The organism is Streptomyces sp. NPDC107559 (assembly GCF_055657365.1).
Window position 1 is genome coordinate 1 of the sequence record NZ_JBVKBD010000042.1, and the last position, 11,862, is coordinate 11,862.

The following is an 11,862-nucleotide window of genomic DNA, read 5'->3' on the forward strand; positions in this document are numbered from 1 at the left end:
CCGTCCCAGCCGGACGTCGGGCGCGGGATGTTCGCCGCCGCTCGCACCGACTGCGAGTCCACAATCGCGGCCGTCGGATCCGGCAAGCGCCCCTCCCCAGCCCGGACGCGGTCGCGCAGCCGGTCGTGAAACTCGGCGAGCAGGCCGTTCACCTGCCAGCGGCGGGCGAAAGCATGCACACGCCGATACGGCGGGAAGTCCACGGGCAGGTTGACCCACTTCACGCCGTTGTCCACGACATAGCGCACCGCATCCAGCATCACACGGTGGCAATAGCCCTCTGGTCGCCCGCCCCGACCCTCCAGCCAGGCAGGAACCGGCAGCACGGCCCGGACCAGCTGCCACTCCGCCTCCGTCATGTCGGACACATGGCACCGGGCGCGGTCCGGTCGGTCTGCCGCGTTGCCGAACCTGTGCGCGAGGCAGTCACACGACGGTGGCAGCGCGTTGGACTCCACACCCGCGGGCACGCAAGACTGCGACAACAGGGCCTCCTGGTACTCGGATGGGATCGCACCCCCGAACTACCAAGAGGCCCTGCTCTTATGCGCCAGCCCCCGCGCGATCACCCGATCAGGAACCCTGTTCGACCAGACCAGCCCCGTCATCGATAAGCGGATGACGTCTCAGGGCTTGGTTGCAGAGCCAGACGATTTTGCAGGGCGTCGTCGGGGACTTCTCCAAGAGCCTCCCAGTGACCTGGCCCGGTCAAGCTTTCGACTACTGGCCGACCACACGTACACGTTCAGTGGTTAGCGTCGTCTTCTGGGCCGCGGAACCTACGGCGTTCCGGTGGCAGGGGCCGGGAGGGTGGGTTGCTGGGGGCAGACCAGTCGTTCGGCGACGGCGGTTCCGATTTCGAGGGCCGGGCGGTCGGTGGTGGGGACGCCGAGCCGGTCCGCGAGATCGGCCAAGTGCAGGTCGGTGGCGGTGTCGATGAGGTCGGCAAGGACACCGGCTGTGGTGTGGGCCCTCACGCGGGCGACGGCGACCACGGCTGCACCGGGCAAGACGGCGGGCCACCAAAGGGCGGATAGGGTGGCGTACAGCAGGCCCCAGCCCGCGAGGCGGCCGGCCGCGGCGTACGCGTCGCGGGCGGCGGTTACGTCGGCGCGCAGTCCGTCCGGCAGGACGCTCCACAGCCGGGGCCAGACCAGCTCCAGCTCCAGGCCGTACAGGGTGCGGGAGCGGTTGGCGCTGGCGTCGAAGCGTTCGGCGATGCGCGTCGGCCGGTGCGGGGGCTGCGTCGGCCGGGCCAGGTGGCGGCGCTGGGCCCGGCGGGCCGCGGCGCGGGCGCGGGCGCGCCTGATGCCGGTGCGTTCCGGGTCGTTCACCGCGGCGATCCAGAAGCGGGCCGAGGCGCGTACCGCGTTCCACCGCCGTTGGCGGGCCCACACGATCCAGGTCAGCGGCGCATGGGTCCCCTGCGCGACCCACAGGTTCTCCAGCACAGAGCCGAGGCCGCTGGCGGCCAGCCCGGCCCCCGCCGAGACTAGGACGCCGACGATGCCGGCGACGGCGAGCCAGGTGGTGCGGTGCTCCGCGGGCTGCGCGGCGATGCTGTGCAGCCAGTCGGCCAGCGGCCGCGGGTCGAACGGGTCGGCCTGCTCCAGCCGGGACGCGGCGGCTGCCGCGGCGGCCCACAGCAGGCCGGGCAGAACCAGCAGGGACAGCCACCGCTCGGTCAGGTTGGTACCCAGTTTCGCGAGGAAGCCGGTCATCACAGGACCCGGGTTGCGGCCATCGGTAGCCCGGCCGCGGCGCAGGACGGCGGCTCGGTGACCTCGTCGGCGAAGACGGCCCGGCTGCAGCGGCGCAGTGGGCAGGTCCAGGTGACCGGCTCGTCCGGGGCGGACGCTGAGAAGCCCGAGGGGAGGGCGGTGTACTGCTTCGAGGAGGTGGTGACCCCGACCAGGCCCCAGTGGCTGCAGCGGTCCTCGATCTTGTTGAGGAGTTTGAGCAGCTGCACGTGGTCCGGCGCCCCGTCGGTGGCGACGGCGTCGAGGAGCTGGGCCAGTTGAGTCTCCGCACCGGCGGCGGCGATGGCCTCGCGCATCTCGGGGTGCCTGGCGACCTGGCCGCACAGGATGGCCAGGCGCTCTCGAACCTCGTTCACCCGTCGTTCCTCCGACACTCTCGTACCAACCAGGCCGACTACGTAAATTGCTTTACCAGCAGGACAATTGCGGTGATTCTAGCCGCTCCGGCGGACCGTGGCGGCTAGGATCCGCAGAACCCGGCGGGCTGCCCGGAGTGCCACGACGGACCGGGCAGCGGCGGCACCGCCCGCCGGGTTCGAGGGGGTAGTGGAAGTGTTCGGCAGATTCGGATCGGACGAGTCAAGACGGAGCCGCGCGGTGGCGGCGCTACAACGGCGCATGCTGAGGGTGATGCGGGAGGGCGAGAGCCCGACGACCTTGCTCACCCTCCAAGCTCTGCGGGAGGCCCAGGAGTTGGCCACGGTGGGCAGCCCGGAGGAGGACCTGCGGGTGGCCCACCTGCTGGGCACGTTCCACTGGTACCGATACCAGCAGCTCCCCGAGGGCGAGGACCGGGAGGCGTTCAGCGAGGCCGTGCGCTTCCTCTACCCCGTGTACCACTCCCACCCAGAGGTCGTCCCGGAGGCCCTGCACGTCCTGTTCGCCCAGGCCCCGTCGCACGCCCGCCGCCAGGTGGAGGCCGAATCGGCCGCCGCCACTGCGGGCGAGCTGTTCGCGTCCTACCAGCGGAGCCGGAGCCTCCCCCAACTCGACCAAGCCATCACACTGTTGGGCGGGGCCGTGGCCGACGTCCCGCGCAACGACCCCGACTACCCGAACTACCTGAGCAATCTGGCCCTACTGCTGCGCGCGAAGTCCGAACACACCGATGACACCGCTCCGTTGGCGGAGGCGGTAGAGCTGGGTCGACGGGCCGCGGCTTGCGTCCCAGACGACCACGCTGACCTCTCCAAGTGCCTGTCCATGCTCGGCCTCGCGCTCCGCGCCCTATACGACCGGACTGCCGACGCCGGAACGTTGGCCGAGGCGGCGGAGGTGGGCCGCCGAGCGGTCTCCGCGGCCCCGGTCGGCCATCCCGACCATCGGCCCTGTCTGAGTAACCTCAGCGTCACCCTGCGCTTCCAAGCCGCACTGCTGCAGGACGCCGAACTGTTCGCCGAGGCGGTGGAGACAGGTCGGCAGGCCGTCACCGACGGTCGGCGGGGCGCGCCGGAGCGCGTCGCGTGCCTGGTCAACCTCGGCCTCGCCCTGCAGGAGTCGGCCGAGTACACCCGGGACTGGGTCCTCCTCGCCGAAGTCGTGCCCATCTGCCGAGAAGCCGTCACCTTGGCCCCGCCCAACCATCTCCAGCACGCGGACGTCGTGCGGCTGCTCTCCGCCGTCCTGGAATCGCTGTACGGGCTGTCCGTTGCCGCAGGCCTGTCGGGGCCGCTGAGTGCCAAACATAGGGAGGTGTTCGAGCGGATCGGCGGCTCCGCTCTGCTGGCCGAGGCGGTGGAGGTCAGCCGCCGGACCGTCGCCGCGATGCCGGACGGCCACCCGCTCCGCGCCGGGCTCGCGGGACTGCTGGGCCCCGCCCTGCGCACATTGTCCGACTGGACCGAGGAATCCGGCCTGCTGGCCGAGGCTGTGGCCCTGTGCCGCGGAGCCGTCGCCGCCACGCCTGACGACAGCCCCGACTTCCTCCAGCGCCTAGCAGACCTCGCCAACACGCTGCGCGCGCACGCTGAACGTACCGGGGACCTACAACTGCTCACCGAAGCCGTGGAGGTCGGCCGCCGGACCGTCGCCGCCACGCCGGAGACGAGCTCGCAACGGATGCGGCGGAACAGCAACTTGGGCCTGGCCCTGCGTCGGCTCGCCAGGCGCACCGGAGACATCGGCCACCTGACCGAGGCGGTCGAGGTCACCCGCCAGGCGGTCGCCAGCGCAGCGGACGGCGACCTCTTCCTCCTCCCTGCGTACCTGAGCAACCTCAGCGTCTCCCTACTGGCCCTCTACGATGCGACTGGGGACACCACCGCACTGGTCGAGGCGGTGGAGGTCAGCCGCCGGGCAGTCCTCGGGTCGCCAGTCGGCCACCCATACCGGGGCGGAAACCTGAGCTACCTCGGGAATGCCCTGCTGGCGCTCGCCAGGCGCACCGGCGACGCCGACCTCCTCGTCGAGGCGGTGGAGGTCTGCACCCAAGCCGTCGCCGACGTGCCGGAGGGTCATCCCGACCGCGCCGGGTACCTGAACAACCTCAGTGTCACGCTGAGGTTCGGGACCCCGGAGATGCAGGGCTGGGCGGTCGAGTTGCTCCGCGAGGCCGTGGAGGGCACACCGTCCGACGACCCCTACTACCCGCGACGCGTCGGCAACCTGGGAGCCTTCCTCCAGCTCCTCGCCGAGCTGACCGGAGACCGGGACCTGCTCGCTGAAGCCGTAGCGACCATCCGCCGGGCCGTCGCCGCCACGCCGGAGGGCCACCCCTCCCACGCCTCGTTCCTGAGCGCCCTCGGCCACGCGCTGCGGGCCCTGGGCGAACGGAACCAGGACCGGGCGCTGTCCGCCGAAGCCCTGGAGGCGTTTCGGTCGGCCGGACGGAACACCGCGGCCGAAGCTCTCGTCCGGATCCAGGCCCTGCGCGAGGTCGCCCTGCTGGCCGGCGCGACGCCCGCCGGTACCGCGGAGGCCTTGGCTGCGGTGGAAACCGCCACCGTCCTGCTGCCCCGGCTCAGCCCCCGGACCCTGACCCGGGATGACCAGCGCCACCAGGTCAGCCGCCTGGAGTCGCTGGCCACTGTGGCGGCGGCGACCGCGCTGGCCGCGGGACTCCCCGGACGCGCGGTAGAACTCCTGGAGGCGACCCGCGGGACGCTCGCCGCTGGCACTATCGACGCCCGCGGCGACGACCTTTCCCGGTTGGATGAGCAACACCCGAAACTGGCCCGGGAGTTCCGAGACCTCCAGGACCGCCTCGACACCCTCGACGACCACGCCCCTGACCCCGGGCCGACCCGCCACGGGACCGGCGGGACGCCGCCGCTCCCGACCCCGGGCCAAGATCAGGGCCAGGGCGAGAGCCAGGCCCAGGCCCAGGGCCCCAGGGACGTCGCCCTCACCCGCCAGCGGGCCCACGACGAATGGGAGCGCCTCGTCGAGCGGATCCGCGGGCTGGACGGCTTCACGGGCTTCCTGCACCCACCGCGGCTCGCCGACCTGACCGGGCACGGCGACCAGGGCCCCGTGGTGTTCCTCACCGCCGGGCCGGACCGCTGCGACGCGCTGATCCTTGACCGCACCCGGCCCGACACTGTGCGCACCCTCCGGCTGGACCGGCTCACCGCGCACGACGCCGCCGCCCGGGCCGAACAGCTCACCGTCGCCCGCCGGGCGGCCACCGACGAGGACGTCTCACCCCTCGTACGCCAGGACGCCCAGCTTGCGATCCTCGACGTCCTCGCCTGGCTGTGGGACACCGTCGCTGAGCCGGTGCTGACCGCCGTCGGCGCCGACGGCCCGTCGCCCCGACGGATCTGGTGGTGCCCGGTGGGCATTATGTGTGCTCTGCCCGTCCACGCGGCGGGCCACCACCTCGACCTCGACGGAGCCGACCCACTCCGCAAGGCCAGTCCGCGCACCGTCCTGGACCTGGTGGTCTCCTCCTATACCCCGACGGCACGCGCGCTGAACTACGCCCGCTCCCACCAGCCACCGACCGTGGAACGCGCGCTGATCGTCGCCGTCCCCGACGCGCCCCGCACGAAACCGCTGTACGGCGCGCGCCTCGAAGCCGACACCGTCCACGCGCTGATCCCCGACGCGCTGCGCCCCGATCACCCGGTGCGCTCCGAGGTGCTGGCCGCGCTCCCCACGCACCCGGTGGCGCACTTCTCCTGCCACGGCCTCGCCGACGGTCGGGACCCGGGAGCCAGCAGGTTGATCCTGCACGACCATGAGACCGCTCCACTGACGGTAGGCGACATCGGCGCGCTGCGGCTGACCGGGGAACTGGCCTTCCTGTCGGCCTGCGACACCTCCGCCACCGTCCTCCGGTTGTCCGACGAGGCGGTGCACCTGACCGGGGCATTCCACCTGGCCGGATACCGCCATGTGATCGGCACACTGTGGCCGGTCGACGAACGCGCCGCCGCCGAGATCGCCAACGACTTCTACATCCGCCTCACCGCGGGCGGCACGACCCCTCCCGACACCACGAAGTCGGCCCGGGCCCTGCACGACGCGGTCCGCTCGCTCAGGGCCCGCTACCTACGCTCGCCGACCCACTGGGCGGCCCACACCCATACCGGACCGTAGCTTGACCAAGCCTCTTCCAACCTGCTGAGCCGGTCCCGCAGTTGACGTGAGAGAGGAGCGACGCCCTTGGTAGACGAATTCACGACCAAGATCACCCGTGTCAGCAGAGGCTTCACGCGCTTGTCTACCCATCCGGACTGGACCTGTCCACCTCGCATCTTCGCTTCCTCACCGCTCGTATCCGCGAACATCGCCGTGCGATCGGCAACCGGTGGCGCCTGCTGAGCGCCGGCCGACAGGCCCTGCTCGCCCTCGCCCACCTGCGCAACGGACATCCCTACGCCCAGCTCGCAGCCGGGTTCGGCATCGGCACCACCACGGCCTACCGGTACATCACCGAAGCCGTCGGCCTCCTGGCCGCCCTCGCACCCACGCTCGAACAAGCCATCCGCGAAGCGTCAAGGAAGGCGTTCGTCCTGCTCGACGGCACTCTCCCACCCATCGACAGGATTGCCGCCGACCGGCCGTTCTACTCAGGCAAACACAAGAAGCACGGCATGAACGTCCAGGTCCTCGCCGACCCGGCCGGACGTCTCTTGTGGGCCTCACCCGCCCTACCCGGAGCCGTCCATGACATCCGCGCCGCACGCGAACACGGCATCCAGAGCGTGTCGCGAACAGGGTCGTGCATCCCGAAGGCGCGGATGCTGTCCTCCTCGATGAGCTGGCAGAAGGCGGCTTCGTGATCTTGCGGGGTGCCCGGAGGGCGGTTGTTGTCCCTGCTCCAGTGGGGCAGGGCGGAGTCGTCGACGGCAGGACGGGGTACGGGAGCCCCGTTCCCGGATCCGGTACAGCATCGTTGATGCTGCCGATCAGGTAGGGGCCTTTGCCTGGGTGGCGGGCGACGCACCTGCTGGCGCGGTTGTACAGGGTGCGCAGCAGCGCTGGTCAGAGGCCGGTGTCGGTGAGGCTTCCGTGACGTACCAGTTCCTCGACCGTACGTCCCTTCCGCTGTGCCAGGGCGTGGAAGGCTTCGCGTTCGCGCTGCCAGCTAAGGGCACGCTCGGCCGCCGTCCGGCGGATGTACTCATCCGGGGACAGTCCCAGGGCGGAGGCGTGGGCGGCGATGGCGTCCTGCTCGCCGGTATTGCGTGGCCCGGGCCTTGGAGCGGACAATATCGGATGCTCGCGGGGCGGCTTCTTTGCCAGAGCGGGGGAGTGGCTGATGAGTTTCGGTTCGTCGGGTTGCGGGCGTTCGCGTGGCCGCCGCGGTTGTTGATGGTGGTGCTGTCTGCCGAGGCGGAGTGGGTGCGTTGGGCCGCGGCGGGTCTGGGCGCGCTGAGCCGGGTCTGGAGAGGCTGTGTTGGAGCGGTCGCTCCTGCCTCTGCGGTCGATCATCCTGCTTTGGCGGACGTGACGCGGCGGATGCAGTCCGATCATGTACTGGAGTACGTGCCTTCCGGCGCCACGGTCGAGGGGATCTATCCGGGGGCCGCGGGCCGGGTGCAACTGCGGGAAGCCCATGCGTCTCTCGACCTGTTGAGGGTATATCGCTAAGGGCGTTGACAGGTGGCGATGTATGCGGACCGGGAATTCCGGGTTCCGAGAACCTCCCGCTTCGAGGCAGGTGGTGAAGTGAGGAGACTTCTACGCGGCTCACAGGCAATGACGGCCGGGGTCGTGATTTGTATGGCTGCGCTTGGTGTCGCAGTTCCCGCCGTGCTTGCGGCAGCAGAGATCACCTTGTGGTGGCTCTTGGCTCTGGGTGCGGTGATTGCGGCAACTGCAGGAGCTTTCATGCCCACACTTCTTACAGACTTGCAACGGCGACGGGAGCGGGCGGAGGAACGTGACCTCGTGCTGGTCCAGGGGTGCGTGGTGCTGCCCGGGGGGAACCTGCCCCTGGTTCGGGAAGTGTCAGATCCGATTCTGCTCGGTGTGCATCCAGCACGGAATGCCGAAGAACCAGCTTCCCGTGCAGGCCTGACTGCCGACCACCAAGTAGGAGTGAGCCGTCATCGCGTGCCGCCCTACGTGCCGCGCGATGTACACGATCGTGTCGTGGAGCTGCTGGCAGCCGGCGGCGTTGTTCTTTTGATAGGAGAGTCCACCGCGGGCAAATCGCGCCTGGCATACGAGGCCATGCGTACGGCGCTACCCGATCACGTTCTCATTGCACCGTTACACCGACTGGCCTTACCTGCCGCTGTTGCGAGGGCCTCCCAGCTGCCGCGATGCGTTCTTTGGCTGGATGGCATGGAACGCTTCCTTGGCCCTGATGGTTTGACGCGGTCAAGCATCAGTCGTTTGACCACCGGTGATGGTCATCATCGAGTCGTTGTTGGCACGCTTCGATCGGCGGAGATGACGCGGTACACCGATACGGGGACACCGGATTCTGCGGAACTCTCCGAAGCGCGTGAAACCCTAGAGCAAGCAGTCCAGCTCCGGCTCGCGCGACTGTTCACGTCGAACGAGCTCCAGAGGGCACGGACCCGGGCATGGGATACCCGCATCGCCGACGCCCTCAACTGCGCTGGAAACTACGGGCTGGCCGAGTACCTGGCCGCAGGACCAGAGTTGCTGGGCGACTGGCTTGACGCATGGGACGTGGGCAATCATCCACGGGCAGCGGCCCTTGTCACCGCCGCAGTCGACTGCAGGCGCGCTGGCCTCACCCGCCCACTCTCTCGGTCACTCCTGGAAAGTCTGCACGAGGCCTACCTAAACGAACGAGGCGGCTTACGTCTGCGCCCAGAGACGTCCGAGGAAGCTTGGTCCTGGGCGACCCGGCAACGCCGTGCTACAACTGCCCTGCTCGTACCTGCTGGTGACCTGGGAGTCACTGCCCCTGTCGACGTCTTTGACTACCTCGTCGACGCCAGCCAGATGCGTGCCACGCCGGAGACGCAAGTACCTGAGCGTGTCTTCTCCGCAGCGTTGCCACTGGCGGATGCGAGCGAAGCTGTACGCCTTGCTTCGACCGCCCACGAATATGGGCTGTATGCCATAGGGGCACAGGCCTACAGCCGTGCCCTTCAGCAATACAGGGACCACCTCGGACCACAGCACCCCAAGACCCTGACCAGCCAAAGCAGTCTCGCCGTCATGCTGCGCCAATTGGGGCGCCTTGCCGAGGCCGAAGAATGTGCCCGAACAGCTGTTGAAGCCATGGCCCACGTCTTCGGTGCCGATCATCCCGAAACGCTGACAGCCGGCAACTATCACGCCGCGTGCCTCTTCGACCTAGGTCGACTGGGGGAGGCCGAAGCAGGGCATCGAATGGTGCTTATGACCCGGACGCTTGTACTGGGTCCCGAGCACCCGCACACTCTCTCCAGCCGCAATGATCTTGCTCTGGTCCTCTGCGAGATGGGCCGCCTGCAAGAAGCCGAGGCCCAGCATTGCATCGCGCTGGACACTCGCACTCGGCTCTTGGGGCCAGAGCATCCCGACACGCTCAGCAGCCGTAGCAGCTTCGCCGGACTGCTGCGCCGGCTCGGGCGTCTCGTCGAAGCCGAGCAGGAACATACTGCGGTCCTGGAGGCTCGTCGGCGCACGCTCGGTGACGAGCATCCCAAAACCCTGACAAGTCGGGCTAATCGCGCCTCCCTGCTGCGCCGGCTAGGGAGTTTAGCTGAAGCCGAACATGAACACGCTGCAGTCCTAGAGGTCCGTCGGCGCACGCTCGGCGATGAACACCCCAGAACACTTACGAGCAGGAATAATCTGGCTCTTGTCTCTCAAGACCTCGGGCGACTCGAACAAGCCGCACGGGAGCACCGCGTCATCTTGCGGGCGCGTGTTCGAGTACTTGGCTCCGATCACCCCAAAACGAAGGTCAGCCGACGGAATCTGGCGAGAGTCCTGAGAGAGCTGGAACGTGAAGAGGACTTCGACGACGTATGAGACTGCTCTTAGAGGTCCTAACCTCGATCTTGCATGACGGTCCGCCGACGGAGTCGGTGGACCGTTTCGCTTTCTGTGGCTGATGGTGGGCATGCCGACGGCCCGAGTGTCGCGTCGGGTGGGCGCCGGGTTCCACTGCTCCGGGCTGGGCCTCTTTTCGTAGGGATAGGTGAATCCACTGGTCAACCGGGGTTCGGCAGGAGGGCGAGCCGTTCGAGAGCGGCTGTGATCTCCTGGGTCCAGGGCCAATGGCGGGCGAGCCGGAGGATCCTGCGTCGGCCGGTGGTGACCAGCTGGGCGGCCGCGGAGAGCAGGCGGAACCGCAGGCGGCGGGGTTCCCAGAGCCGGGCCTTGCCGGTGAGGGCGAGCATGGGCATCCAGGCCGGCAGGTCGAGGGCGATCTGGACGATCTCGAGCCAGACCTTGTTCTGGGCTGTGGTGTGAAGGGGCAGGTTGCGCAGGCCGGTGGCCCGGGCGGTCCTGATGCGGTCCTCCGCGCGGGCCCGCAGGCGGTGGCGGAGTTCGAGGGCGGCGATCGGCCGGTCGGGGGTGTTGGTCGCGAAGCAGGTGATCCGCATGCCGTGCGCGTCCGTGATTCTCAACTGGGCGCCGGGATGGGGCCGTTCCTTGCGGACGATCAGTCGCATGCGCTTCGGCCAGCCGGCAAGGACGTCACCGGTGAGCTCGGCAACCCATGCGCCGTCCCGGATGTCGTTGTTCACCTCGACGGCCGGGGTCCAGGCGGACGCCGGGACCTTCAGCACGTGCTGGTGGATCGCTTCGGTGACCGTCATGCCGACCGAGTAGGACAGCCATCGTCCTCGTTTCGCGAGCCAGGCCACGAAGTCGTGGGTGCCGCCGGCGGAGTCCGTGCGGATCAGGGTCCGCCGCCCTCGCCGGTACTTCTTCGGCAGTTGGGCGAGGGCGAGTTGGGTGTGATGTGGTCGGCGGCCGTGTTCGAGCCCGCGTTTCCCGGTCTGAGGAGGGCGGCGACGGGCTCACCGGTTCCGCCCGGTCCGTGGTCGACGAAGGCCGTCAGTGGGTGATGGCCGTAGGTCTTCTTCCAGGTCGCGGCCGCATCCTCCTTGTCGGAGTGGGCGGTCACGAGGACGCCGTCGAGATCGATGACGACCTGGCCGTCGGCGTCCGGGGCGCTCTTTCCGGCCAACGACCAGACACGGCCACGGACTTCGGACCGCGCGGACCGGATGGCCCGCAGGGTTTTCTCGCCAGAGTCGGCGAGGGTGTCGATCAGGCGGGAGACGGTCGGGTCGGAGGCGACCGGGCCGAAGACGGCCGGCTCGCAGCGCAGCATCGCGACGTCCGCGAGGCAGTCCCCGCCCAGGGCGACCGCCAGGGCGACGTCCAGGAGCACCTTGCCGGGATCGTGGACGGCGCGCGGCTTGCGCCACGGAGCCAGAGCCTGGGATATGGCCTGGTCAAGACCGGTCTTGCGGACCGTTTCGACGAGCAGGACCGACCCGGCCTGGGAGACGACCTGACGGCCGTCGTCCTGGACGCGGACCCGGGGATAGGACCCGATAGAGTGCTTCACCTGGGAAGTGCCTCCGGCGGTGGCAGGAACAAGGACCTCGACAATCCTCATTCTTGCTGGTCAGAGCAATGCCGGTGATTTAGGGCAACGGTGCAGGTGGGACGCCATGCTGGTGGCGGTTTTGGGTGGATAGGCCCTTGGGGTGAATGGGGAGAT

6 protein-coding genes and 2 pseudogenes are annotated in these 11,862 nt (G+C 69.2%); 4 read left to right on the top strand and 4 right to left on the bottom strand.

The features are described from left to right. The 3 genes from ACZ7OY_RS44245 to ACZ7OY_RS44255 all read right to left on the bottom strand — a co-directional run. Positions 1-359 (bottom strand): transposase (locus tag ACZ7OY_RS44245; RefSeq protein WP_472251161.1); only part of this gene is annotated, 359 nt, incomplete at its 3' end. A gap of 420 nt (positions 360-779) precedes the next feature. After that, a complete protein-coding gene (locus ACZ7OY_RS44250; protein WP_472251162.1) occupies positions 780-1,721 on the bottom strand; it encodes a hypothetical protein in 942 nt (313 codons plus the stop codon). Continuing rightward, positions 1,721-2,116, bottom strand: coding sequence for a hypothetical protein (locus tag ACZ7OY_RS44255; protein WP_472251163.1), 396 nt, complete (start codon positions 2,114-2,116; stop codon positions 1,721-1,723). The genes ACZ7OY_RS44250 and ACZ7OY_RS44255 overlap by 1 nt, the downstream gene beginning before the upstream one ends. 274 nt (positions 2,117-2,390) lie before the next feature. On the opposite strand from ACZ7OY_RS44255, the gene ACZ7OY_RS44260 reads away from it, so the two are divergent. From ACZ7OY_RS44260 to ACZ7OY_RS44275, 4 genes and pseudogenes are all read left to right on the top strand, one after another. Then, entirely contained in the window at positions 2,391-6,302 is a 3,912-nt protein-coding gene (locus ACZ7OY_RS44260) for a CHAT domain-containing protein (protein WP_472251164.1), read from the top strand. Between the two features lie 77 nt (positions 6,303-6,379). Further along, positions 6,380-6,904: pseudogene (locus tag ACZ7OY_RS44265) on the top strand (transposase family protein); the annotation flags it as partial. Between the two features lie 313 nt (positions 6,905-7,217). After that, positions 7,218-7,799 carry a hypothetical protein gene (locus ACZ7OY_RS44270; protein WP_472251165.1) on the top strand — a complete coding sequence of 194 codons (582 nt, stop codon included), beginning with the start codon at positions 7,218-7,220 and terminating at the stop codon, positions 7,797-7,799. Between the two features lie 240 nt (positions 7,800-8,039). Next, positions 8,040-10,151: a tetratricopeptide repeat protein gene (locus ACZ7OY_RS44275; RefSeq protein WP_472251166.1), complete on the top strand. Its 2,112-nt coding sequence runs from the start codon at positions 8,040-8,042 to the stop codon at positions 10,149-10,151. A gap of 182 nt (positions 10,152-10,333) precedes the next feature. Here the strand turns inward: ACZ7OY_RS44275 and ACZ7OY_RS44280 are convergent. After that, a pseudogene (locus ACZ7OY_RS44280) lies at positions 10,334-11,706 on the bottom strand (IS1380 family transposase). Positions 11,707-11,862: the final 156 nt, after the last annotated feature.

Excerpts from the sequence above, each read along its gene's own strand:
- ACZ7OY_RS44250 (WP_472251162.1), bottom strand. The coding sequence starts at position 1,721 with ATGACCGGCTTCCTCGCGAAACTGGGTACCAACCTGACCGAGCGGTGG.
- ACZ7OY_RS44260 (WP_472251164.1), top strand. The coding sequence starts at position 2,391 with ATGCGGGAGGGCGAGAGCCCGACGACCTTGCTCACCCTCCAAGCTCTG.
- ACZ7OY_RS44275 (WP_472251166.1), top strand. The coding sequence starts at position 8,040 with ATGCCCACACTTCTTACAGACTTGCAACGGCGACGGGAGCGGGCGGAG.